Origin of the sequence: Massilia scottii (assembly GCF_030846495.1) — a bacterium.
GTDB lineage: Bacteria > Pseudomonadota > Gammaproteobacteria > Burkholderiales > Burkholderiaceae_D > Telluria_A > Telluria_A violaceinigra.
The window spans coordinates 325339-350596 of record NZ_JAVCWM010000003.1 but is presented as its reverse complement, the minus strand read 5'-3'; the positions used below and the strand labels follow the sequence as shown (position 1 = coordinate 350596).

20 protein-coding genes and 1 pseudogene are annotated in these 25258 nt (G+C 61.1%); 14 read left to right on the top strand and 7 right to left on the bottom strand.

Annotated elements, in window-relative coordinates; genetic code table 11:
* Positions 1–67: 67 nt before the first annotated feature.
* The 7 genes from RBA41_RS05775 to RBA41_RS05745 form a co-directional block, all read right to left on the bottom strand.
* Positions 68–433: an MmcQ/YjbR family DNA-binding protein gene (locus RBA41_RS05775; protein WP_306621914.1), complete on the bottom strand. Its 366-nt coding sequence runs from the start codon at positions 431–433 to the stop codon at positions 68–70.
* 15 nt (positions 434–448) lie between these two features.
* On the bottom strand, positions 449–2464 hold the full coding sequence (locus RBA41_RS05770) for an alpha/beta hydrolase family protein (protein WP_306621912.1): 2016 nt from the start codon (positions 2462–2464) through the stop codon (positions 449–451).
* Positions 2465–2571: 107 nt separating this feature from the next.
* Entirely contained in the window at positions 2572–4659 is a 2088-nt protein-coding gene (locus RBA41_RS05765; RefSeq protein WP_306621910.1) for an alpha/beta hydrolase family protein, read from the bottom strand.
* Positions 4660–4801: 142 nt separating this feature from the next.
* Positions 4802–6850 carry a sodium:solute symporter family protein gene (locus RBA41_RS05760; RefSeq protein WP_306621908.1) on the bottom strand — a complete coding sequence of 683 codons (2049 nt, stop codon included), beginning with the start codon at positions 6848–6850 and terminating at the stop codon, positions 4802–4804.
* Positions 6847–7143, bottom strand: coding sequence for a DUF4212 domain-containing protein (locus tag RBA41_RS05755; protein WP_306621906.1), 297 nt, complete (start codon positions 7141–7143; stop codon positions 6847–6849). The genes RBA41_RS05760 and RBA41_RS05755 overlap by 4 nt, the downstream gene beginning before the upstream one ends.
* Positions 7143–8660, bottom strand: a complete 1518-nt coding sequence (locus RBA41_RS05750; protein WP_306621904.1) for a sensor histidine kinase — start codon at positions 8658–8660, stop codon at positions 7143–7145. The genes RBA41_RS05755 and RBA41_RS05750 overlap by 1 nt, the downstream gene beginning before the upstream one ends.
* Positions 8657–9367 carry a response regulator gene (locus RBA41_RS05745; protein WP_306621902.1) on the bottom strand — a complete coding sequence of 237 codons (711 nt, stop codon included), beginning with the start codon at positions 9365–9367 and terminating at the stop codon, positions 8657–8659. Before RBA41_RS05745 ends, RBA41_RS05750 begins: the two co-directional genes overlap by 4 nt.
* Before the next feature lie 174 nt (positions 9368–9541).
* Here RBA41_RS05745 and recA point away from each other — a divergent pair, with 174 nt between their 5' ends.
* The 14 genes and pseudogenes from recA (at position 9542) to RBA41_RS05680 (ending at position 25129) form a co-directional block, all read left to right on the top strand.
* A complete protein-coding gene (gene recA, locus RBA41_RS05740) occupies positions 9542–10621 on the top strand; it encodes a recombinase RecA (RefSeq protein WP_099874959.1) in 1080 nt (359 codons plus the stop codon).
* 15 nt (positions 10622–10636) lie between these two features.
* Positions 10637–11092, top strand: a complete 456-nt coding sequence (gene recX / locus RBA41_RS05735) for a recombination regulator RecX (protein WP_306621900.1) — start codon at positions 10637–10639, stop codon at positions 11090–11092.
* A gap of 671 nt (positions 11093–11763) precedes the next feature.
* Positions 11764–12501: pseudogene (locus tag RBA41_RS33430) on the top strand (DUF6531 domain-containing protein); the annotation flags it as partial.
* A gap of 126 nt (positions 12502–12627) precedes the next feature.
* Entirely contained in the window at positions 12628–14454 is a 1827-nt protein-coding gene (locus RBA41_RS05730) for a hypothetical protein (protein ID WP_445352067.1), read from the top strand.
* On the top strand, positions 14451–16793 hold the full coding sequence (locus RBA41_RS05725; protein WP_306621899.1) for an RHS repeat-associated core domain-containing protein: 2343 nt from the start codon (positions 14451–14453) through the stop codon (positions 16791–16793). The genes RBA41_RS05730 and RBA41_RS05725 overlap by 4 nt, the downstream gene beginning before the upstream one ends.
* 623 nt (positions 16794–17416) lie before the next feature.
* On the top strand, positions 17417–17518 hold the full coding sequence (gene tnpA, locus RBA41_RS33580) for an IS66 family insertion sequence element accessory protein TnpA (protein ID WP_445352066.1): 102 nt from the start codon (positions 17417–17419) through the stop codon (positions 17516–17518).
* 464 nt (positions 17519–17982) lie between these two features.
* Positions 17983–18549, top strand: coding sequence for a DUF2889 domain-containing protein (locus tag RBA41_RS05715; RefSeq protein WP_306622059.1), 567 nt, complete (start codon positions 17983–17985; stop codon positions 18547–18549).
* A gap of 74 nt (positions 18550–18623) precedes the next feature.
* Positions 18624–19796 carry an ADP-forming succinate--CoA ligase subunit beta gene (sucC, locus tag RBA41_RS05710; RefSeq protein WP_306621897.1) on the top strand — a complete coding sequence of 391 codons (1173 nt, stop codon included), beginning with the start codon at positions 18624–18626 and terminating at the stop codon, positions 19794–19796.
* 25 nt (positions 19797–19821) lie between these two features.
* The gene (gene sucD / locus RBA41_RS05705) at positions 19822–20703 is read left to right on the top strand and encodes a succinate--CoA ligase subunit alpha (RefSeq protein ID WP_306621895.1); all 882 of its coding nucleotides are present in this window, start codon (positions 19822–19824) and stop codon (positions 20701–20703) included.
* An 88-nt stretch (positions 20704–20791) separates the two neighbouring features.
* Entirely contained in the window at positions 20792–21385 is a 594-nt protein-coding gene (locus RBA41_RS05700) for an FHA domain-containing protein (RefSeq protein WP_306621894.1), read from the top strand.
* 213 nt (positions 21386–21598) lie between these two features.
* Positions 21599–22042 carry a pilin gene (locus RBA41_RS05695; RefSeq protein ID WP_306621892.1) on the top strand — a complete coding sequence of 148 codons (444 nt, stop codon included), beginning with the start codon at positions 21599–21601 and terminating at the stop codon, positions 22040–22042.
* 1141 nt (positions 22043–23183) lie between these two features.
* Positions 23184–23615 carry a pilin gene (locus RBA41_RS05690; protein WP_306621890.1) on the top strand — a complete coding sequence of 144 codons (432 nt, stop codon included), beginning with the start codon at positions 23184–23186 and terminating at the stop codon, positions 23613–23615.
* A 312-nt stretch (positions 23616–23927) separates the two neighbouring features.
* The gene (locus tag RBA41_RS05685; RefSeq protein WP_306621888.1) at positions 23928–24374 is read left to right on the top strand and encodes a pilin; all 447 of its coding nucleotides are present in this window, start codon (positions 23928–23930) and stop codon (positions 24372–24374) included.
* A gap of 362 nt (positions 24375–24736) precedes the next feature.
* A complete protein-coding gene (locus tag RBA41_RS05680; protein ID WP_374709488.1) occupies positions 24737–25129 on the top strand; it encodes a pilin in 393 nt (130 codons plus the stop codon).
* Positions 25130–25258 lie beyond the last annotated feature (129 nt).

Here is a 25258-nt window from a genome sequence, read left to right as displayed (position 1 = left end):
GCGCCACCGCTGCGGGCGTGGTAGAAATCGGCGTCCGGCAGGCGTCCGGCAGGCGCCGGACCCGAGCTCACTGTGCCTCGTTCTCCAATGAAGCGAGCTCCGCCTTGCTAAGCGCAGCGCGGGCTTTCTGGTACGACCATGCCAGCAAATCGGCCAGGAAATCGGCCGGAAAAGCGCGCACGTCGACGATCGTCACCCAATGAAACCGCCCCATGTAGCGGGCTGGCTTCACGCCAGGCATGCCGGTCAGTCCGAGGAACTGGTCGGGCGCGACACGGAGGCTGAAACGCCCCATTTCCGGTTCGCTAGTCTTGAAGTAGGCAAACTTTTTTCCGCCGACCGCATACACCAGGATATTGCCCGGATTCGCATGCAAGGTTTCAGTTGCATGCGCAAATGCCCGACAGCGTTGTTGTAACTGTTGCGTGTTCATGACAGTGGAACCGTTTCAGGGCGTGCCGATATGGCGGCCCAGAAATTTTTCGACCCGTCCCCAGAAGTCGATGCGGTTTTTTGGCAACGACCAGCCGTGGCCTTCCTCCTGGTACACCACCCACTCGACGTTCGGATTGTGGACCTTGAGCGCTTCGTAAAATTTCTTGCCGTGGTACAGCGGCACGCGGCGGTCGGCCGCGCCGTAAGCCATCAGCAGCGGCTGGGTGATGCGCGCCGCCTGCAGCAGGGGCGAGGTGGCGCGCAGCTGGGCCGCATCTTTCTCGGGGTCGCCGATCAGGGTCGGTGCACCGTACTTGAGGTAGGCGCTGCTCAGGTCGGAGGTGAAGCTCCAGTGGCCCGTGTAGAGCAGGTTGATGTCGGTCACGCCGACCCAGTTGACGCCGCACTTGTACAGGGTTGGATCGTTCGCCAGGCCCATCAGGGTGGCGTAGCCGCCGTAACTGGCGCCGGCAATGCAGATGCGCTTGGGGTCGGCAATGCCTTGGGCGATCGCCCATTTGGTGGCGTCGGCGATGTCGTCCTGCATCTTCAAGCCCCATTGCTTCCAGCCGGCCCGGTAGTGCTTGGTGCCGAAACCGGTGCTGCCGCGAAATTCGGGTTCGAGCACGGCGTAGCCGCGCGATGCCAGGAACTGGCTGTCGGCCGACCAGCCCCATTCGTTGCCGCGCACGTAAGGGCCGCCGTGGACCAGCACCACCATCGGCAGGTTCTTGCGCTTTCCGGTAGGCAGGGTCAGCCAGGCCGGCACCGTCAGGCCGTCGCGCGCCGTGGTGCGCACCAGTTCCTGTTCAGCCATCCGGGCCGGCACGATGCGTTCCTGGGTGCTGCCGACGCTGGTGAACTTGCCGGTATCGAGGTTGTACAGGCTGTAGTGCTCGGGTTGTTTGTCGGAATACGCTTGCACCAGCACCCACGGGCTGTCGGGGCGTGCGGGCGGATTGATCATGTTCGCGGTGGCGGGCAGGGCGGCGTCGATGGTCGCCTGCAGCGTTTTCATCTTCTCGTCGAACCACACGGTCGCGCGCGCGTCGCTCAGGTAGCGCACGCCGAGCATCTTGTCGCGCGTGGTGATCAGCCGGCCGCTGAAGTCGTAATCGGCCAGGGCCACCAGCGCTTTTTCGTTGACCTGGCTGGTCTTGAGGTCGAAGGTATGCAGCGCCGCCTTGTCCTTGCCGGCGTCACTGAGCACGTACAGGGTGCCGTCCGGACCGAAGGCCAGCGGCGTGAAGGCTTCCTTGCCGCCCAGGTAAGCGTCGAAGGAAGCGATCTTGCGCCATTCCTTGCTGGCCGGATCGAGATACCAGATGGTTTCGATGTTCTTTTCCAGCGCGATGCACAGGCGCGGCTCGCCCTTGTGGTCGAGCAGCCAGCCCTGGCACGGCCCCGGCCGCTTGACCGTTTCGGCGCGCCCGGTCACCGTGTTCACGCGCACCAGGTTGACGTACTTGATGTCGCCGGCTTCATCGAGGCCGTCGCGTTTGGGATTGATCACGTAGACATCGTCGGAGGCTTGCGCGCCTGATTGCTCGACCAGGTAGTGGTTGGCCGGCAAGGTGGTGCGGGCTACGCCATGCTCCTGCACGAAGTTGCCGCTGACCTGCACCAGCTGCTTGAAACCGCTGCCGTCACGATTGACCGCGAACAGGCCCGGGCCGTAGATGGCGTCGCCCGGGCCAATGGATTTGTCGGTCGAGTCCAGCACCAGGCGCTCATCGTTGACCCATTGAAAGCTGTCGACATCCCGATCGGCGAACTGGGCCACGACCTTGATCGCGTTGGTGGCAAGGTCGATCACGACCAGGCGGTCGCGCTTGTTGTCGTTGGAAAAGCGCACGGCCAGGTACTTGCCGCTGGGTGAGAGGTTGGCGGCGCTGAAAGCCGGGTTATCGAAGAAATCGGCAATCGGCGGCGGCGCCGCTGGCACGGCATCGGCGCTGAAGGCAGGCGTGATCAGGGTGCAGGCGAGCAGGGCGGCGCCGCGCAGGAAGGCTGGAAAGCGGGTGGACATGGGTCGGCTCGGTAGGATGGAAACAGGGTGGACAGTTGCTTCCTGTCCAGTCTGTCAATACTATCGTTTTGCCAACCTTGGCGCCAGCCTTATCGCTTGGCCGGGTGTCAGGGCGTGCCGATATGGCGCTGCAAGAACTTTTCGACCCGGCTCCAGAAGTCGATGCGGTTCCTGGGCAAGGACCAGCCGTGGCCTTCTTCCTGGTACACCACCCATTCGACGTTGGGGTTGTGTTCCCTGAGCGCTTCATAGAATTTCTTGCCGTGGTACAGGGGCACGCGCCGGTCGGCGGCGCCGTAGGCCAGCAGCAGGGGCTGGCGGATGCGCGCGGCCTGCTGCAGGGGCGAGGTGGCGCGCAGCTGGGCCGCATCCTTGACCGGGTCGCCGATCAGGGTGGGCGCGCCGTACTTGAGGAAGCCGGCCGAGGCATCCGACGTAAAGCTCCAGTGGCCCGTGTAGAGCAGGTTGATATCGGTCACGCCGACCCAGTTGATGCCGCACTTGAACAGGGCCGGATCGTTCGCCAGGCCCATCAGGGTGGCATAGCCGCCGTAGCTGGCGCCGGCGATGCAGATGCGCTTGGGGTCGGCGATGCCTTCGGCGATCGCCCATTTGGCGGCATCGGCAATGTCGTCCTGCATCTTCAAGCCCCATTGCTTCCACCCGGCCCGGTAGTGTTTGCTGCCGAAGCCGGTGCTGCCGCGAAACTCGGGTTCCAGCACCGCGTAGCCGCGCGAGGCCAGGAACTGGCTGTCGGCCGACCAGCCCCATTCGTTGCCGCGTACATAAGGGCCGCCGTGCACCAGCACCACCATCGGCAGGTTCTTGCGCTGTGCCGTCGGCACGGCGGCAGGCACGGCGGCAGGCACGGCGGTAGGCACGGCGGTAGGCACGGCGGCAGGCACGGCGGTCGGCAGGGTCAGCCAGGCCGGCACCTTCAAGCCGTCGCGCGCCGTGTAGCGCACCAGTTCCTGCTCGGCCATCCGGGCCGGGTCGACGCGTTCATGGGTGCTGCCGACCGGGTTGAACTTGCCGGTATCGAGGTTGTACAGCATGTAGCGGCCCGGCTGGCGGTCGGAATACGCGCGTACCAGGACCCAGGGCGCCTCGGCGCGCGCGGGCACTTCGACCAGGTTGACGGTGGCGGGCAGGGCGGCGTCGATGGCCGCTTGCAGCGCCTTCATCCTGGGATCGAACCACACGGTCGAGCGCGCATCGCTCAGGTAGCGCACGCCCAGCAGCTTGTCGCGCGTGGTGATCAGGCTGCCGCTGAAGTCGTAGTCGGCCAGCACCACCAGCGGCTCGGCGCTGAGCTGCCCGGTGGCGAGGTCGAAAGTATGCAGGGCTTGCTTGTCCTTGCCCCTGGCGCTGAGCACGTAAAAAGTGCCGTCCGGGGCAAAGGCGAGCGGCGAGAATGCGTCCTTGCCGCCCAGGTAGGTGTCGAACGCGGCGATCTGGCGCCACTGCTTGCCGGCCGGGTCCAGGTACCAGACCGCTTCGGTATTCTTGTCGAGGGTGACGCAGATGCGCGGCTCGCCCTTGTGGTCGAGCAGCCAGGCACGCGCCAGTCCCGGACGGCGCACCGTTTCGCTGCGGCCGGTGACGGTGTTGAGGCGGATCAGGTTGACGTACTTGACGTCGCCCGTTTCATCGATGCCGTCGCGCTTGGGGTTGGTGACGTACACATGGTCCGAGGTTTGCGCGCCTTTCTGCTCGACCAGGAAATGGTCGGCCGGCAGGACGTTCCGGGCCACGCCGTGCTCCTGCACGAAGTTGCCGCTGACCTGCACCAGCTGCCTGAAATTGCTGCCGTCGCGGTTGACCGCGAACAGGCCGGGCCAGTACACGACGTCGCCGGCGCCGATGGTCTTGTCGGTCGAGTCGAGCACCAGGCGTTCGTTGTTGACCCACTCGAAGCGGTTGACGTCGCGATCGCTGAACTGGGCCACGACCTTGACGGCATTGGTGGCCAGTTCGATCACGACCAGGCGGTCGCGCTTGTTGTCGTTGGAATAGCGTACGGCAAGGAACTTGCCGTTGGGCGAAAGAATGGCGCCGCTGAAGGCCGGGTTGTCGAAGAAATCGGCGATCGGCGGCGGGGCCGGGGGCGCCGCAGCGGCGCTGAAGGCGGGAGTGATCAGGGCGCAGGCGCACAGGAGCGCGGCGCGCAACAAGGGCAGGAGGTAGCTGGACATGTGTGGGCTCGATAGTCTCGACAGCGGAACGCGGAATGCGGGAACAACGGCGCCGGCAAACCGGCGCGCCGTCAATCGTAGCGCCTTGGCGGAGACGATGCCAGCGCGTTTCGCGACGGCGCTGCGTTATCGCGACAATTCGTCATTCGGGCGCGCGCAAGTGGTCGATCAGGCTGCCCGAGCGGGCGTCCGGGGCGGGTGTGAGCAGGCTGACCACGATCAGCACCAGCACCCCGGCCGGCACCCCGAACACGCCGGCCGACATGGGCGCGATGTGGAACCACTGGCCGGCCGCGCTGCCGCCGAGGATGGGGTTGGTGTGCAGCATGTAGTACAGGCACACGCAAAAGCCGGCCGCCATGCCGGCCAGCGCGCCGGCATGGTTGGCGCGCTTCCAGAACACGCCCAGCGCCAGCGCCGGGAACAGGGTCGAGGCCGCCAGCGAAAAGGCGGCGCCCACCAGCGACAGGATGTCGGCCGGCTTCTGCGAAGCGGCGTAGGCGGCGATGAAGGCCACCGCCAGCAGCAGCAGCTTGGAAATGGTGACCCGCTTCTGGGTCGAGGCGCCCGGGTCGATCACCTTGTAATAGAAGTCGTGCGAGAGCGCGTTCGAGATCGCCAGCAGCAGCCCGTCGGCGGTGGACAGGGCCGCGGCCAGCCCGCCGGCCGCCACCAGCCCGGAAATCACGTAGGGCAGGCCGCCGATTTCCGGCGTGGCCAGCACCAGCATGTCGCCGTCGATGGCGATTTCGGCCAGCTGGACGATGCCGTCGGCATTGATGTCGGCAATGCTGATGAGGGGATTCGTCTTGTCCACATTGGCCCAGTAGCTGATCCAGGTGGGTAGCTGCGTGAATTTGGTGCCGACCAGCGCGTTGTACAGGTCGTACTTGATCAATACCGCCAGCGCCGGGATGGAGAGGTAAATGAGCAGGATGAAGAACAGGGTCCAGAACACCGATACGCGCGTGTCGTGCACCGAGGCGGTGGTGTAGGAACGCATCAGGATGTGCGGCAGCGCGGCCGTGCCCAGCATCAGGCAAAACACCAGCGCCAGAAAATTGTTGCGGCGGATATCGGACGCGGCGCGGTCGGCGCCCGGAAACGGCGTGGCGTGCGGCTGGGGCGGCCGGGCGCGCGCCAGGTTGGCCGCGTGCGCCGCGCTCCAGCTGCGTGCGGCCTCTTCCTCGCTCTTGGGCCAGGCGACCAGGGCGCGCTCGGCGGCGCGGATCTCGCCCAGCGCGGCATTGCGCAGGCGCACCGCGTCGAGGCGGCGCTGCACATCCTGGCGCCCGTTTTCCCACGAGGCCGGCAGGGCCGTCACCAGGGCGTGGTAATACTCGGCGCGCCGGGCGAAGATGGCGCGCACCTCGCGCTCGCGCGGGTCGCGTTCCAGTTCGGCCTCGCGCGCGGCCAGCTTGGGCATCACGGTGCCGTACGCCACCTGCGGCACCGGGTTGTCGGCATGCTTGAGCGAGAGCCACATGGTGGGCAGCAGGAACGCCACGAGGATGATGATGTACTGCGCCACCTGGGTCCAGGTAATGGCGCGCATGCCGCCCAGGAACGAGCAGACCAGGATGCTGGCCAGCCCGAGGAAAATGCCGACCGAAAAATCGACCCCGGTAAAGCGCGAGGCGATCAGCCCGACCGCGTAAATCTGCGCCACCACGTAGGTGAACGAGACGATGATGGTGGCGCCGACCGCCATCACCCGCACCGGACCGCCGCGCCCGCCCGCGCCGCCGCCGTAGCGCGCCGCCAGGAAGTCGGGGATGGTGTACTGGGCGAACTTGCGCAGGTAGGGCGCGATCAGCAGCGCCACCAGGCAGTAGCCGCCGGTCCAGCCCATGATGTAGGCCAGGCCGTCGAAGCCGTGCAGGTACAGCCCGCCGGCCAGGCTGATGAAGCTGGCCGCCGAAATCCAGTCGGCGGCGGTGGCCATGCCGTTGAACAGGGCCGGCACCCGGCGCCCGGCCACATAATATTCCGTCACGTTCGAGGTGCGGCTGATGACGCCGATGGCCGCGTACAGCACGATGGTGGCGAACAGGTACAGGTAGCCGAGCCAGACGCGCGGCATGCCTTCGCGTTCGAGCAGGGCCAGCGAGAGCACGAAGGCGATGAAACACACCGTGTACCACAGGTAATAGCGGCTCAGGCGCCCGAACTGCGAGCCGGGCGCGCTCATGCCGCCTCCTTGAGGGCAGCGACGAAGCGGCGGTCGGCGCGCCGCATGGCCAGCACGTAGACGCCGAGGATGGCCAGGTAGACCAGCGAGGCGCCCTGGGCCGCCAGGTAGAACGAGAGCGGCCAGCCGAACAGCGACCAGGTGGCCAGTTCGCGCGCGAAAAACACCGTGCAAAAGCCGGTGGCCAGCCACAGCAGCAGCAGGATGGCCGTGATGCGGCGCGTGCGCGCCCAGTGTACCCGGCGCGCGGCCACTAGGCGGCGGCGCTGGTCGGCCACGGCGTTCGTTTCCATCAGCCGGCCTCCTCGTCGGTGACGCGCGGCGGCGGGAAGCTCAGGCGGAACTGGCAGCCGGGCGCCTTTTTCTGCCCGCTGCGCGGATTGTTGAAGATGTCGATGACGGCGCCGTGCTGCTGGGCGATCTCGCGCACGATGGCCAGCCCCAGGCCGCTGCCGGGCGCGCTGTTGCCGAGGATGCGGTAAAAGCGCTCGAACACGTGGGCCCGTTCGTCCGGGGCGATGCCGGGGCCGGTATCCTCGACTTCCAGGATGGCCAGCTCGTCCTCGCGCCGCACGCGCACGGTGACGCTGCCGCCGGCCGGGGTGTAGCGCAGGGCGTTGTCGATCAGGTTCGAGAGCAGTTCGCGCAGCATCATCGGATTGGCCGCGATCAGCACCGGCTGGTCCGGCGCCTCGAAGCCGAGGTCGATGCGCTGGGCGAACGAGGCTTGCACCCAGTCCTGCACGGTATCGCGCGCGCTCTCGCACAGGTCGAGCTCCTCGTAGGCCAGGCCGGCGTTGGGCTGGTTTTCGGCGCGCGCCAGGGCCAGCAGCTGATTGACCAGGCGCGTGGCCGATTCGGAGCTTTTGGCCAGCTGTTCGAGCGAGCGCCGGATTTCCTCGGGGTCGAGCTGGCGCAGCGCCAGTTCGGACTGCATGCGCATGCCGGCCAGCGGGGTTTTCATCTGGTGGGCGGCGTCGGCGATGAAGCGCTTTTGCATTTCGATGGTTTGCGAGAGGCGTTCGAGCATGTCGTTGAGCGAGCCGACCAGGGGCGAGATTTCTTCCGGCACCTGGCGCGAATCGATCGGCGAGAGGTCGTCCGGACGGCGCGCGCGGATGCGTTCCTGCAGCTGGGCCAGGGGCGAGAGGCCGCGCGTCAAGGCCAGCCAGACCAGGGCCAGCACGATCGGCAGGATGATGAACTGGGGCAGGATCACGCCCTTGATGATTTCGTTGGCGAGCTGGGCGCGCTTATCCAGTGTTTCAGCCACCTGCACCAGGGCCGCCCAGGGCTCGTCGCCGCGCCTGGCCAGCGGGCGCAGGTTGACGTAGGAAAAGGCGATGCGCACCGGCGTGCCGTGCATCAGCTCGTTGCGGAAATGGACGCGCCCGTTGCGCAGGCGTTCCTCGTCGGGCGGCAGCGGCAGGTCGCGGTCGCCATCGATGTGCTCGCGGCGCGGGCCGATGATCTGGATATACACCTGGTCGACGTCGTCGGCGCGCAGCATGTCGCGCGCGCTGCCGGGCAGGCGCGAGAGCACCTTGCCGTCGACTTCGCGCACCTGCTGGGCCAGCACGGTGATGCTGTCTTCCAGCGCATGGTCGAAGGGCTGGTTGGCGATCGACTTGGCCACCAGGTAGGTGATGGCGATGCTCATCGGCCACAGCAGCAGCAGCGGGGCCAGCATCCAGTCGAGGATTTCGCCGAACAGGGAATGCTGGATGTTTTCGTCCGGCTCGGCGCCGGGCGGCACGTAAAGGGCGTCGGGCGCATCCGGCACGGCCGGGGCGGCCTCGCGCAGGCTCACTTCGATGCCACGCCCGCCTCGAGGCTGGCGCGGGGGGCGTCGGCGTATTTTTCCAGGCAATAGCCCAGGCCGCGCACGGTGGCGATGCGCACCCCGCCCACCTCGATCTTCTTGCGCAGGCGGTGCACATAGACTTCGATGGCGTTGTTGGACACTTCCTCGCCCCATTCGCACAGGTGGTCGACCAGCTGCTCCTTGGACACCAGGCGCCCGGCGCGCGCCAGCAGGATTTCCAGCAGGCCCAGTTCGCGCGCCGACAGGTCGAGCATCTGGTCGTTGATATAGGCGCTGCGCCCGACCTGGTCGTAGGCCAGCGGGCCATGGCGCACCACGGCCGCGCCGCCGCCGGCGCCGCGCCGGGTCAGGGCGCGCACGCGCGCTTCCAGTTCGGACAGGGCGAACGGCTTGGCCATGTAATCGTCGGCGCCCAGGTCGAGGCCATTGACGCGCTGTTCGATCGAGTCGGCCGCGGTGAGGATCAGCACCGGCAGGAGCGAGGCGCGCGCGCGCAGGCGGCGCAGCACTTCCAGCCCGGACAGCCGGGGCAGGCCGAGGTCGAGGATCAGCAGGTCGAACTCCTGGGTGGACAGGGCCGTATCGGCTTCCTGCCCGTTCTTCACACAATCGATGGCGTAGCCGGACTGGCGCAAAGAGCGCGTCAATCCATCGGCAAGCACGCTATCATCTTCGGCAAGTAAAATACGCATGAGGGCACCGGAACGTCTAATTAGGGCTATTGTGTTTCATTTGGCGCAACGCCGGGAATTTTTTTGAATCGGGGTCGCGTGCCGCTTGCATAAACCACTGTTTATTTGTACAGTGTTGTCTGTGACGTGACTTCTGCCCTGGATCTGGACCACTCTCTGGACTGAAAGAAAATTATGGATGATAAAAAAACCGTATTAAATGCTGGCGAGAAAGGCAAGGCGCTGGCCGCTGCCCTCGCGCAGATTGAAAAGCAGTTCGGCAAGGGCTCCGTCATGCGCATGGACGCCAACGCGCCCGTCGAAGACGTGCAGGTCGTCTCGACCGGTTCGCTCGGCCTCGACATCGCGCTGGGCGTGGGCGGTTTGCCGCGCGGCCGCGTGGTCGAGATCTACGGTCCTGAATCGTCGGGTAAAACCACCCTGACCCTGCAGACCATCGCACAAATGCAAAAACTGGGCGGCACCTGCGCCTTTATCGATGCCGAGCACGCGCTTGACGTCGGTTACGCCCAAAAACTGGGCATCAACCTGTCCGAACTGCTCATTTCGCAGCCGGACACGGGTGAACAGGCACTGGAAATCACCGATGCGCTGGTGCGTTCGGGCAGCGTCGACCTGGTCGTGATCGACTCGGTGGCGGCCCTGACCCCGCGCGCCGAGATCGAAGGCGACATGGGCGATTCCCTGCCAGGTCTGCAGGCACGTTTGATGTCCCAGGCACTGCGCAAGCTGACCGGTTCGATCAACCGCACCAACACCCTGGTTATCTTCATCAACCAGATCCGCATGAAGATCGGCGTCATGTTCGGCAGCCCGGAAACCACCACCGGTGGTAACGCGCTCAAGTTCTACGCTTCCGTGCGCCTGGATATCCGCCGCACCGGTTCCATCAAGTCCGGCGACGAAGTCATCGGTAATGAAACCAAGGTCAAGGTCGTCAAGAACAAGATCGCGCCACCGTTCAAGGAAGCGCACTTCGACATTCTGTATGGCGAAGGCACGTCGCGCGAAGGCGAGATCTTGGATCTGGGTGCGGATAACAAGATCGTCGAGAAGTCGGGTTCCTGGTACAGCTATAACGGCGAACGTATCGGCCAGGGTAAGGATAATGCGCGCATCTTCCTCAAGGAGCGTCCGGCGCTGGCGCGCGAGATCGAAAACAAGGTGCGCGTGGCCCTGGGCGTGCGCGAGCTGCCGCCGGTCGGTGGCGAGGAGCCTGTCAAGGTCGCCAAGCTGAAAGCAGTCCCCGAGTAATCGGCGGCGGCAACGATGGCAGCACCCCAACTGAGCCTGAAAGGCCGTGCCCTGCGCTATCTCTCGATGCGCGAGCACAGCCGGCTTGAACTGGGGCGCAAGCTGGCGCGCCATGCGGAGGAGGGCGACGACGTCGACGCCCTGCTCGATTTCCTCGAAAAGAACAACTGGCTGTCGCAGGAACGCTTTTCCGAATCGCTGATTCACCGCCGCTCCGCGCGCTTCGGCAACAGCCGCATCATGGCCGAGCTGCAAAGTCATGGGGTCAAGGGCGAAGCCTTGCAAGAGTTGAAAGCCGGAATGGCCGACAGCGAGACGGCGCGCGCCTGCGAAGTGTGGCAGCGCAAATTCGGTACGGTGGCGAGCGATCCCGCCGAGCGCAACAAGCAGATGCGGTTTTTGATGCAGCGCGGGTTTTCCCAACGCGCGGTCAGGGCGGCGATGCAGGGGCGCGATCCCGATGATGACTAGGTAATTCTCTGATTTGCTGTTCCGCTTGCCGCCTCCCCGGCGCCCGAGCGTGAGCAAGTGCGCCGCAACGCTGGCGCCGCTGCCTTGGGCGGAAAAGCGGAGCGCCTTTCGCCGTATGCCGGAGGTGTTACACCGGCATACTCCTCAACGGTGGAAGGCGCTACGCTTTTCCGCTCTGGAGCAAAGACTGTATTCCGTCCGCCTAATTTACACCGTAGTTTCTGCGGGTAAAAATGAGGTGGTGTGCCCAGTCAGCCTATTTGCTATCCCTTCCCACGCTGCTATGCGTCCATTCGATTGTTTTGGCTCGCAGCAACTCCAAACAACTTCGCGGCCGCGCCCCATTTTTCGCAAATAAGCACGGTTCGACGCGAGCATGCATTCGATTGGTGCGGGGCGTGCGGCGGCTCATCGCATGATGCTTATAGCACCGCTCGTTGATCGGCAGTGCAGTGGGAAGAGCGTGGACACTTGCAGGCCCGTAGCTGTCGTAGCGTTACGCGACTAAGCCAGGCTCGCCATGGGCGAGATTGCTTGGCGGATTCACGCACGGCCCGACTCGCAGACCGTGCCGGGGCCTCTTGCTCGCTCGTAGCAACTTGTAGCAATAAAACAACAATATGCCTCATAGTAAAATATAGTTACCAAAAGTAATTCTTCTCCTGTTGTTTATGAGACAATATCGTCCCTGTCAATACGCTCTTAGGAATGAAATGTCTTTATCTCTTGCGGGAGTGCGTGTCTGCGCACGCATCATCTCCCTCTGTCGAACGTTATGCGTATCTATTGCCGCATTCCTGGCCTGTTTACCCGTTATCGCTCACGCTGGAGATAGAGACACTATCGGTCCTTATAAATATCAGGGATACTCGGCGGTTTGGTACGAAAATGAGGGTGCGGCTAAGGCTTCTTGGATGGATATTTTTCTCCAAACCGCCGAATGTGCGGTTTTCTGGGACCGACCGGATGGCGATTGGAGGACGGATGAAAGTACTGCCGGGATCCCCTATTTGCAACATCGTAGCTGGTTGGCAGGATGGGACGGAATTTCGGGGGATAAATGTGTGTCCCGGGACGAGCGCACAGGAGTCAATTTCTACCGCAAGCGTTCCGTATGCGCGGAAGCGAACGGCGAGCGCTATTTTAGTCCGGCTGCAGAGTGTCGCGGTGGGTCCTATAAGGACCACCCAGACCCGAATGGCAGCAATGTCGGTCCACAGTGCCCCGATTGCGACGTCGGAAGACCCATCACGCCTGCAACTGGCAATATGTGGCACGTCATTACCGACTACCAGCCTCCAAAATCCGCCAACGATTTGACGCTAGGTCGGATTTATAATAGTTCTACTGGCTTAACGACTGTCTATGCAAAAAACGGCTTTGGGGGCAGGTGGACCCATTCGTATAACAAATCGATCCGAGCAGTATACCCTCGTAGGGCAGAGGTGGAAAACAAGTGCTGGCGGTATTATTCTGGTGAGTGGGACTGCAGTGACATAGTCGATAGCGTTAGTCGAATTCCGGCTCAAGTAGCGGTGATGCATTCAGACGGGAAGCGGTTTAATTTTCGCAGCAACACGGCCGGCGGCTACACTAGCCCTCCAAGCGTCGACGACAAGCTCACGGCAGTGATGTCGCCGGATAATCTGACCGTAACTGGGTTCACGCTTTACAGTGCCAAGAACGACCGCACCGAAAGTTTCGACAGCAGCACCGGGCTGCTTCTCTCGATCACCGAGCGCAATGGATTGACGCAAAAGCTGACGTATAGCGACGGCGTGAGCAACGATACGACAGTAAGCCGTTTTCCGGCGAGCGCGCCTGCATGCGCGAATGCGCATACCGGCGACGTTCTGCCCGCAGGCCGCTTGCTGTGTGTGACAAACCATTGGGGCCGCCAGCTTCAGTTTAAGTACGACGCAAAGGAACGGATTATCGAAATGATCGATCCGGCCAAGCAATCCTATCTTTACGAATACGATGGGCCGTCAGGTGGCTGCGTTCCGGGCAATGAAAAGACACGGGCGTGTGCAATGGACAATCTTACCAAGGTGACTTACCCGGACGGAAAAAGCCAGACCTATTTCTACAACGAAGCAAGCAAAATCAATGATGGAAAAATCTGCGAAAACACCTGGACGGTCATCGGCAACGGTTTCGGCCATGAGGTGTTTAGCGATTTGATGACCGGCCTGGTTGATGAAAACGACGAACGCCACAACAGCTGGACGTACGACTGCGCCGGCCGCGCGACCTCGTCGCAACTTGGTGATGGCATCGAAAAGGTAACGCTCGCCTATACCGACGGCGTAGATGCATCAGCGGCAGTCACTCACTACGTTGGCCCTGCCGAAAATGTCGCAACTACGGTACGAACTTTTAGCAAACAATATGTGCAGGGCATTGCCAAGCCAACCAAGATTGACGCGCCATGCGTCGAATGCGGCACGATCGCCGAACGTGCGTATGACACCGTCGGAAACGTCACGATGACGAAGGATTTCAACAGCAATTACAGCTGCTTCGCTTATGAAACCTCACGCAGTCTTCAAACGAAGCGCGTTGAAGGAGCATCGACAGACGCTTGCGCCCCGTTTCTCACCGCGCAGACGCTCGCGTTGCCATTACGCAAAACCACGACCGCGTGGCACGCCAAGTTCAGCCTGCCGGAAACCATCGCCGAACCCAAACGTATTACGAAATACAAATACGACGCGTCCGGCAACCTGCTCATCAAGACCGAGCAGGCCACGACCGACCTGACCGGTGCGCAGGGAGTCAGTGCGCCTGTCACGGGCAGCGTCAGGACCTGGACATACACGTACAACAGTGTGGGTCAAGTGAAAACCGTAACCGGTCCGCGTACCGACATCGTTGACGTCACCACGTATGACTATGATCCGCTCACCGGCTATCTGGTCAAGGTAACCAATGCCGCCAAGCATGAGACGACTTACGGGGGCTATGACGCTCACGGCCAGGTTCACACGATTCGCGCGCATAACGGCGTCACGACGACGCTGAGCTACTCCAAGCGCGGATGGGTTGAGTCGCAGATTGTCACGGACGGCGCGAACACACAAGCGACCGCACAGACGACCACGTACACCTACAAGCCTTCAGGTCAGGTCGAGACGGTCACGTTCCCCGACAAAAGCGTGACGACGTATACCTATGATGCAGCCCAGCGGCTCACTTCCGTCGCCAACAACCGCAGTGAGAGCATTGTGTATACGCTCGACCTGACCGGCAACAGGATCAAGGAAGAAGTGCGCGACCCCAACGGCAACCTTGCGCGCCAGATTACCCGTACTTATGACATTACCGGCCGTCTGACGAGCCAAACCGGAGCTGCACAATGACCCGCCGTACCTTTAGCCGTTTGACGTCCGGCGCATTCATCGTTGTCATGACGTATACCCCGCTGCTGGGTGCCTATACCGGAACCCTCGCATCGGCGCAGTCAGTGCCGGGAGCTGCCACCCGCTACGATTACGACCTGGGCGGCAACGTGAAGCAGGTAACCGATCCGCTGGGCCGGTCGACGAACCAGACCTACGATGCGCTCAACCGTGTAAAGCAGGTAGAGCAGCCGTTGACCAACGGCGCCCGTCCGACCATCAAGTACGGCTACGACGGCATCGACCAAGTGGCAACAGTGAGCGATCCCCGCAATCTTGAAACGCGTTACGCCGTCGACGGACTGGGTAACCGGAGCGAACTGGGTAGCCCCGATACGGGCCTCACAAAATCGACCTACGATGCCGCCGGCAACCTGAAGACGAGCACGGACGGTCGCGGAATGCTGAATACGTATTCTTACGATGCGCTAAACCGCCTGACCCGGATCGTCTATACGGGCACCGTCGGCACCACGTTCGAGTACGACGGCGGTGCTACCCCGACCCCGAATGCGGCCGGAAAAATGACGCGGATGACGGATGAATCGGGTTATACGACGTATACCTATGACGCATTCGGGCGGCTCGCGACCAAAGCCCAAACCACGACCGGCTTGGGCAGCTACACCAACACGCATACGCTTGTCTACGGGTACGATGCGGCCGGTCGGGTGGCGAGCGTCACCTACCCGAGCGGGAACCGCGTAAACTATGGCTACAACGATGCAGGCCAGGTCGCCAGCATCACGCTGAACCCGGTGGACGCCAGCGGCACCGGCACGGGCACCGGCAGTATTGTTTTGCTAAGCAATATCACCCACGCACCATTTGGCGGAACCACCGGCTGGACATGGGGCAACAGCACGCAAGCAGCCGCAAACACGCATGTCCGCACCTACGACCTCGATGGGCGCATCAGCAGCTATACCTTGGGCAACCCTTCGGCGAACGGCGTGGCGCGCACGGTAATTTACGATGCCGCCAACCGCATCAAGGGATATACCCACACTGGTACGGGCACGGCGCCGAGCCCTGCCAGCCTGAACCAGACCTTTGGCTACGATGAACTGGATCGCCTGACCAGCTATAGCGGCAACGGCACCACTCAGACCTACGCGTACGATGCCAGCGGTAATCGCATCAAGGCTGGGTTCGGAGCGCACATCTACACGAACACCATCGACCCGCTCAGCAACAAGCTGAGTGCGACCACCGGCCCGGGGCCGGCAAAGACAAATGTCTATAACGGCGCCGGTGATCTGACGAATGATGGCACGCTCGTCGTCACTTATAGCGGACGGGGTCGGCCGTACCGTCTCCAGAATGGCGCTGTCACGGCCCACCAGCTGTTCAACGGCTTGGATCAGCGTGTATTCCAGACTTACGGTGGTGGTATATTCGTCTATGACGAACAAGGGCAGTTGGTAGGTGAGTACAGCTATGTCAACGGCAAGGCGACGCGCGAGACGGTGTACTTGGGCAACCTGCCGGTGGCTGTGCTGACGCAGACAGTGACGGGAACGGCACCTGCCCAAAGCACGGCGATCAACGTGTTCCATATTCATCCGGATCATCTGGGAACGCCGCGTATGATCACGCGCACGCTCGACAACAAGATCGTCTGGCGCTGGGACAATGGCGATCCGTTCGGGCTGACACCGCCGATCGAATTTTTTAGTGGATCAGGTACCTTTACATTCAATTTGCGGATGCCAGGCCAGTATTATGACAGGGCTACAAACCTGTTTTACAACTATTACAGGGATTACGATCCGCAGACGGGACGCTACGTTCAGTCTGATCCAATCGGGCAGGACGGCGGGATAAACACCTACATCTATGTTGAAGGTAATCCGTTGTCATATGTAGATCCACTTGGTTTGGCGACGGAGTATTGTGGAACTATCAGTTATCCAGGTAGGCCAGGTGGTGCTACTCCATGTCGTCCGAAAGAACGTACGCGGGTTTGCGGGACTATTGGAACGCCAGGCAATCCGGGCCGCGCCACACCTTGTCCGCCAGTGGAGCCACCCACAAAGCCGGCACCGAAAGACTGTCAGGAATGTGAAGACGCGAAGAAAACCTGTGAGCAAGCTGGAGGAGGCGGCGCGGTGATCGCAACGGCCGCTCTCGGAGCAGGCATAGGATGGGTTGGCGGCCCGATCGGCTCCGGTTTTGGTGGTGTGATCGGCGGGGGGGCGGGTTACGTTGCTGGGAAACGCATAGACGCAGCGTGCGGCGTTGGGTATGCGGCTTGTATCAATCAATGCAAAGCAACAGAGGTATGTAAGGTTAAGTGAGGTTAAGATGATGGAATCTGAATACTGTCCAGTTTGTTGTACTTTAGTGCCCAGGGGAAATTTTTTTTCTCGTTATTCAGTTCAAAGAAAGTTTGTGTGTCGCAAATGTTCGACCGAATTGAAATGGACTGCAAACGGTGTCGGCCGGACGCTTCGCGTGACTTGGGGAATGGGCGTAGCGATTCTGCTGGGCGTAGCGCCACGAACCCAACCGCTAAAGACAATGTGCAATTTTGACGCTACATGCATTGATGTTATTTCGTGGACTGGCGCTGCTTTCTTTTTGCTGCTAGGTTTTTTATTAATTTCGAAATATTTTCGCGGAAAAGTAGAAATTATGGAGCGGTAGTGAAGCACACGGCACGGGTTCCATGTCCAGACCCGCCTGGTTAGATACGCGCTTTACAAATAGATCAGGCTTTTCTTCCTGCCATTTCTTGAGTGCTTGGACGGTGTCTGGTGGTTCAGGGCGCGCTGGGGACTGTTGTGGCTGTAGATTCTTGCCATAGTTGCTCAGCGTTATTTGTAAGCGTCCAACCCCTCAACCTAGGCGTCTCTGATCGGCCGGGCCACACTATCTGCTCATTCTTTCTGGGGGGATAGTATCGAATTCGGAACGCGAGATGGTATGGCAAGAGCGCATCGCGCAGTGGCAGGCCAGCGGCCTGTCGCAACGGGCATACGTACTCGAGCAAGGCTTTCCGGTGCGCCAGGTTAGCTACTGAGTACGGGCTTGGCTGTGCAGAGCTTGAGTCATGAATCGGAAGTTGTTGTTGAGCAGTGTACGCAAGACGTGCTTGGCTTTGAAGAGTGGCTAGCTACGGGTGGATATATGATTCCACGAGTTCCTCCACATAGGCAACGAGGCGGGGTGATGCAAGGAAGGCGAAGGGGCGGTCCGTACGAATGTACGTCACCGAGATTATGTCTACCCGCTTGCGTCTCGCCCCTGCGCCCGCAAGCGAGTTCCCCTCCGCCCGATACCAAAATCGCGCCAACCGATGAAATTTCGCGCATCTTTCCCCTAAAAACCATGTTGCAGCGCAACTGGCCTCCCGCATGTGCTAAACTTTTGGGGTTTAAGCAGCGCCGCATGAGCGGTTGTTGCCGTAGAAGCTGCGGCAACGTGCACGAAGTGCACACCGGCTGCAACTATTTACGCCGCAATTTCGGCATTGGTCTTGTCTTCATGCCCCTGTCTTCTCCCGTCCCTCGCGCACTACGGCATACGCGCGCCATCGAAGTCGAAGCGTTCGCGCGCGACGATGGCCTGTGGGATCTCGACGCCCGCATCAGCGATGTCAAAGTACGCGACGTGACCCTGGCGTCCGGCGTACGCAGCGGCGGCACCTATCTGCACAACCTGCACCTGCGCATCACCATCAACCGCGAACTGACCATTGTCGATGCCGAAGCCGCGTCCGATGCCGTTCCGTACCCTGGCTATTGCGATACCATAGCGCCGGCTTACAAAAAATTGATCGGCCTGTCCTTGATGAAGGGCTTTCGCCTTGGGGTCAAAGAGCGGCTGTCCGGCGTGCTGGGCTGCACGCACCTGAGCGAACTGGCGCAGATCCTGCCGACCGCGGCGATCCAGGCCTACGCCAACGACGTGATCCAGACCCGCGACGGGGCCGGCCACGACCCCTTGCCGGACAAGCCGTTCCAGATCGATAAATGCCATGCCCTGCGTGCCGAGGGTCCTGCCGTCGCGGTGTACTATCCGCGCTGGGTGGCGAAAGCTGTACCGGGTTAGCCTCGCTTTCCCGTTTTTTCTCGCATTTCAAACCGTATTTTCTACAAATCAGTATCAGAAGAAGGGAAGCCAGCATGAAAATCCATGAGTATCAAGGCAAAGAAATCCTCCGGCAGTATGGAGTGACGGTACCGCGCGGCATTCCGTGCTTGTCCGTGGAAGAGGCTGTAAAAGCAGCCGAGACGCTCGGCGGTCCGGTCTGGGTAGTCAAGGCACAGATCCATGCTGGCGGTCGCGGCAAGGGCGGCGGCGTGAAGGTCGCCAAGTCGCTGGAACAAGTCAAGGAATACGCGGAACAGATCCTGGGCATGCAGCTGATCACGCATCAGACCAGCCCGGAAGGCCAGAAAGTGCGCCGCCTGCTGATCGAAGAAGGCGCGGACATCAAGAAAGAACTGTACGTGTCGATGGTCACCGACCGTGTCAGCCAGCGCGTGGTGCTGATGGCATCCTCCGAAGGCGGCATGGACATCGAGGAAGTTGCCCACTCGAACCCTGAAAAAATCCACCATATCGCGATCGACCCATCGGTCGGCCTGACCGACGCCGAAGCGGACGACATTTCGGCCAAGATCGGCGTGCCGCCTGAATCGATCGCCGACGCGCGCGTTCAGCTGCAGGGTCTGTACAAAGCCTACTGGGAAACCGACGCATCGCTGGCTGAAATCAACCCGCTGATCCTGACCGGTTCCGGCAAGGTCATCGCCCTCGACGCCAAATTCAACTTCGATTCGAACGCCCTGTATCGCCAGCCGAACATCGTCGCTTACCGCGACCTGGACGAAGAAGACGCGGCCGAAGTCGAAGCATCGAAGTTCGACCTGGCTTACATCTCGCTCGACGGCAACATCGGCTGCCTGGTGAACGGCGCCGGCCTGGCCATGGCCACCATGGACACCATCAAGCTGTTCGGCGGCGAGCCTGCCAACTTCCTCGACGTGGGCGGCGGCGCAACGGCGGAAAAAGTGACCGAAGCGTTCAAGATCATGTTGAAGAATCCAGGCCTGAAAGCCATCCTGGTCAACATTTTCGGCGGCATCATGCGCTGCGACGTGATCGCCGAAGGCGTGATCACCGCATCGAAGGCCGTTTCCCTGACCGTGCCGCTGGTTGTGCGCATGAAGGGCACCAACGAAGATATCGGCAAGAAGATGCTGGCCGACTCCGGCCTGCCGATCATCGCCGCCGATACGATGGAAGACGCAGCCAAGGCCGTGGTAGCGGCTGCTGCTGCTCATAAAGCCTAATCCGGCCTAATTCGAAGGAACAAACATGTCGATTCTGATCAATAAAGATACAAAAGTAGTCACCCAGGGGATTACCGGCAAGACCGGTCAATTCCACACCCGCATGTGCCGCGATTACGCGAATGGCAAGGAATGCTTCGTTGCCGGCGTGAACCCGAAGAAAGCCGGCGAAGATTTCGAAGGCATTCCTATTTTCGCCAACGTCACTGAAGCGAAAAAAGAAACCGGCGCCAACGTGTCGGTCATCTACGTGCCGCCGGCAGGCGCTGCCGCCGCGATCTGGGAAGCCGTCGAAGCCGAACTCGACCTGGCAATCTGCATCACCGAAGGCATTCCAGTGCGTGACATGATGGCGCTCAAGGACCGCATGGCCAAGGCCGGCTCCAAGACCCTGCTGCTGGGCCCGAACTGCCCAGGCTTGATCACCCCTGACGAAATCAAGATCGGCATCATGCCAGGTCACATCCACCGCCAGGGCCGCATCGGCGTGGTCTCGCGTTCGGGCACGTTGACGTACGAAGCGGTCGGTCAGCTGACCGCGCTGGGCCTGGGCCAATCGTCGGCAGTGGGCATCGGTGGCGACCCGATCAACGGTCTGAAGCACATCGACGTCATGAAGATGTTCAATGACGATCCTGATACCGACGCGGTCATCATGATCGGCGAAATCGGCGGTCCGGACGAAGCCAACGCGGCTTACTGGATCAAGGACAACATGAAAAAGCCGGTGGTGTGCTTCATCGCCGGCGTGACCGCGCCTCCGGGCAAGCGCATGGGCCATGCGGGCGCGCTGATTTCCGGTGGCGCCGACACGGCACAAGCCAAGCTGGACATCATGGAAGCCTGCGGCATCAAGGCCACTAAAAACCCGTCGGAAATGGCGCGTTTGCTGAAAGCCATGCTGTAATTTGTAAGCAAGGCCAAAGGTAGTGAATAATGACGGGGAGCGCAGGCTCCCCGTTCTCGTTGGCGGGTCACCCCCACGGAGGGCAAGAGTGGCGAAAATTATCATATCGCGCGATCACGCGGTGATACGAGAGGTCGAACTCGACAAGGACCGGATGACGCTCGGGCGCAGGCCCGACAGCGATATCGTGCTCCCGCACCCGGCCATGAGCGGCGCCCATGCGGCGTTCACGTTCATCATGGACGATGTGTTTCTGGAAGACCTGGGCAGCACCAATGGCACCTATGTCAACGGCAGGCGCGTGGCCAAGCACATGCTGGAGGACCACGACACGATCGTGGTGGCGCGCTTCCAGCTCGAATTCATCGGCGGCCCGCGGCGTGCGGAGCCGGAACTGGACGCCAATGCGGCCCCGATGGTGGGCGCGATCGAAGTCAAGACCGGCCCCAATGCCGGCAAGCGCCTGCTCCTGACCAAGCCGCTGTCGACCCTGGGCAAACCCGGTGTGCAAGTGGTCGCCATCACGCGCCAGCATGGCGCCTATTATCTGGCCCATGTCGACGGCGACTTGGCCCCTCTGGTGAACGGCGTCGCTCCCGGAAAAACACCGCGCCGCCTGGCGCATGGCGATGCCATTCAATTGGGCGGTGCCGATATGGTGTTTTGCCTGGCGCCGGAGTAGGCAAGGCGATCGCAGCCTCAGCTGTTTAAGTTGTCATGTGGCAAAATTTGTCGCTCGTGTGACAAATTTTTGCCGGGCAGCAGCGAAAAGTGGCGCTTCTACCCCCAAGTCGAGCTGTAACGGTCGACAAAACACTAGAATGGACTGGCACGACAATTGCTGCATCTCTGGAATAGTTAATCACTGGCAATTTTGACTGCCCGGAGGAATACAATGAAAACAAACCTGACACCGACGGCCAAGCAGCGAGGTTTTACACTGATTGAACTGATGATTGTTGTGGCAATCATCGGCATTCTGGCTAGCGTGGCGTTGCCGGCTTACCAGACCTACGTGTCACGTTCGCAAGCAACAGCCGGCCTGGCGGAAATCGCCGCGGGCAAAGTCATTGTCGAAACAAAAATCTCGGAAGGGCTTGACAGCGCTATTTCGCTCCCTGATGAACTCGGCCTGATGAGCAGTACCAAACGCTGCGAGATCACGGTGGCGGTAGATGCCTCCGGTGTGGCAAAGCTGCAATGTACCTTGAAGGGGAACGCGAGCGTGGATGGTTTGGTCATCGCATGGGAACGCACTGCCGGCGTACCAGGCGTGTCCGCCAGCTGGGCGTGCACCTCCACGATACCGGCTAACGTGAAGCCAAAAGATTGTAGCTGATGTGATTTCTTGCCAGACAAGCCCCGGAGACCGGGGCTTTTTTTTATCACGGCTTCCCGGTAAGAGCACCGGAAGGGGCCGCAATGGCTGGCCTGGCCAAGGGGCGGCAGGCACCCGTCAAGCAGACCTGTATCTCTCCAGCATCATCCGTACGGTGCCGACAAGGCTCCCGCTCCATCAACTGCTGCTTTCCCCGCCCAACCTTGTGCTGCGGGAGGGAAGCGTACGCTATACCTGACGCGGATGAGTAGGCCGTGCCCTGTCGTGAATTTCTCATCATGGGGCTGGCTGCAAGGTCATCCATCGGCAAAGCCGCCTCGCCAGCTATCGAGGCGTGCTGCAAGCCGAAGCTTACCGCGGGCTTCAGCGCGCCGTACGAGGACGGCGCGATCCGGGAAGCAGCCTGCCGGGCGTACGCACGAAGCGCGCGGTGCTGCCGCATTTTCGCAAGGTGGGCCGCAGCTACCGCACGGCACTGCTTCACTATATGATGACATGGCGAATCCGCCGCCAACGATGATGCCCTTGAGCAGACCTTCGACAGCCTGCGCTAGCGTCAGCGACAGCCGGGGGGAAGTGGCGTCACTGTTCTTAGTGATAGCCGGCAATAGACGACCGTTGGTAGCCCTGTACAGCCGAACCTTGTCGGTGACAGTATCGATACTGACCGCCGTTGTGCACGAGCGCTGGCGCGTACGCCGCACCGCTCACCGCTCACTGCTTCCCGCGAGCTGCCGACAATATGCGCCGGGTGCCCCGCTGATGAATAGTTGCGATCTTGCCTCTCCTGGCGCGCAGCGCTGCGGCGTTGCCGCGGGCTCGCATTCCCCGCCGGATCCCCCCGTTACTGTTCAGTCGCGCCCGGTCGACGTCCTGTGCCGCCTGCTGCCGACCTTCCGACGGGCAAAAACGGGGGCTGCAGCATCGGCCAACACGCGCCTTAGGGGCAAAATATGTCAAACGACAAAAAGTGACACCCAGATTTGCCAAAATCTGTCACTACTGCAATCGAAACCGCGCGTGATTCGTGAAAATTCGGCCGCTCGCGGGAAAAATGCCGCCGGAGCGAGCTGGCACAGCAATTGCTTATATCCATGTACGGTCCAGTAGTTCCGAAAAATTCACAACTAGGAGTATTAAAATGAAATCGATGAAAATGATGAAAAAAGCGCAAGCTGGTTTTACCCTGATCGAACTGATGATCGTTGTTGCAATTATCGGTATCTTGGCTGCTGTTGCACTGCCAGCGTATCAGGATTATGTTGCTAAGTCGCAAGTTGCTGCTTCCCTGGCTGAAATCACCCCAGGTAAAGTGCAGGTAGAAACCCGCCTGGCAGCTGGCGATCTTACTTCTACCCCTCAAGAAGTCGGCCTGGCACTGAACACCAAGCGTTGCTCGGCCATCGCCGCAGCCGTCACGATCAATGGCGCTGGTAGCATCGAGTGCACGATGATCGGCAATTCGGACGTCACCGGTCAAACCATCAAGTGGGAACGTACTGCTGGTGACGGCAAATGGGCCTGCACCTCGAGCGTTAATGACAAATTCAAACCAAAAGAATGCAAGGTTTAATACTAATTAATTAGTATTCCATACCCCCGAGCAGTATTGCTTGGGGGTATGTTGCAGATTCACCCAGCTTGTTCGCACGACATTGTCAATAACCTGTTCACAGCCGCTTCGGATTTCCCTGCAGTAAGGCGACGACACAGCGCAGCAGTACAGTTGCACAGTCTTCCAACGTGAAACCAAGCCACCGCGCTTCAAGATACATGCGGCAAATCCTGTCGTGCCTTGAACCTCCAGGTCTTTCTTCCCCAAATTTAATGACGCTGCTATCCTGTAATCGATAGCCCGCCCATCTCACCTGCCACCAATCGCGCCATGATGACATCTTTCAAGCACATCGCAGACCGTCGCCAGGCTGGTTTTACGCTGATTGAGTTGATGATCGTCGTTGCCATCATCGGGGTGCTGGCGGCGGTTGCCATGCCGCTCTACCTGGATTACGTGGCCAAGTCCAAAGTGTCCGTCGCGATCGAAGAATCAGCGGGAGCACGCACCGGTATCGATACCGAAATCGTCAACACGCCCAATCTGGATGCCGCAACCACCATGCTTGCCACCAAGCTCCAGTCCGAGTCGATTAATTGCACGATCAGCACCACGGCCGCGGTTGCCGGGGTAGTCGGTGTCAGCTGCGTGATCAAGGGCGGTCCCGCCAGTGTCACGGGCAAAAAGATAAGCTGGTCGCGTGCCAGCACCGGCGCCTGGACGTGCAGCGCCACCGGCGTCGACCCCAAACATACCAGCGCCTCTTGCCCTCCGTAATGCGACAAGCTTGCTGCGGCAAGTTGTTGTAATTCCCCCCGCCATACCGGTGCGCGCCGCATAAGTTCCCCGTTCGGCGCGCCACCACAAGCTACATCAACGTCCCTTGCTTAAAGCTGAACTGCCTGCGCCTGGCGCAGGTCGAACGGATTCGCCTGTCGAGGTTTATTTTCGGCCGGTCGCTTTCCCTGAGCAAAGTTCTCGCTCAAACGCAATTCCTTGTTTCACTGCTGGTGCTTCCGTTCGCCCATGGCGACGGTCGCGCCGTATCTCAATGCATGTCATCTCATTGGAGCAGCAACATGAAATCAATAAAATGGGCCCATTGTCGTTCGCAACGTGGCTTCACCCTGATCGAGCTGATGATCGTCGTCGCCATTCTCGCCATCCTCGCGGCCATCGCCCTGCCGATGTACCAGGACTATGTCGCCAAGGCGAAAGTAGGCGCGGCCGTCGCCGAAGCGGGCGGCGGCAAAATCGGCATCGATGCCGAAATTGTCATGACGCCCACCATGGATGCCGCCAAAACCATGCAGGCTACCCGGTTCAGCACACCGGAAACGGCGAACTGCACACTCAGCGTCGAGGCGGCTAATGAAGGTAAAACCGGTATCACGTGCACGATCAAAGGCGGTCCGGCCGGCGTGGCAAGCAAAAAAGTCACCTGGTCGCGCGAGTCCAACGGTGCCTGGAAATGTGAAGTGGACGGTATCGCGGCCGAGTACACCACCCCGGCTTGTCCGCTTAAAACCTAGCCGACGTCGTAGCGGCCGCCGATCATGGCGCGTAGGTCATGTTTGGCGGCTATGTGTCATGCTGGGGCGTGATGTCGGCGAACTGCGCGCTTACAGTGAGCACTTACATCCGTCCGGCGGATGGCAGCG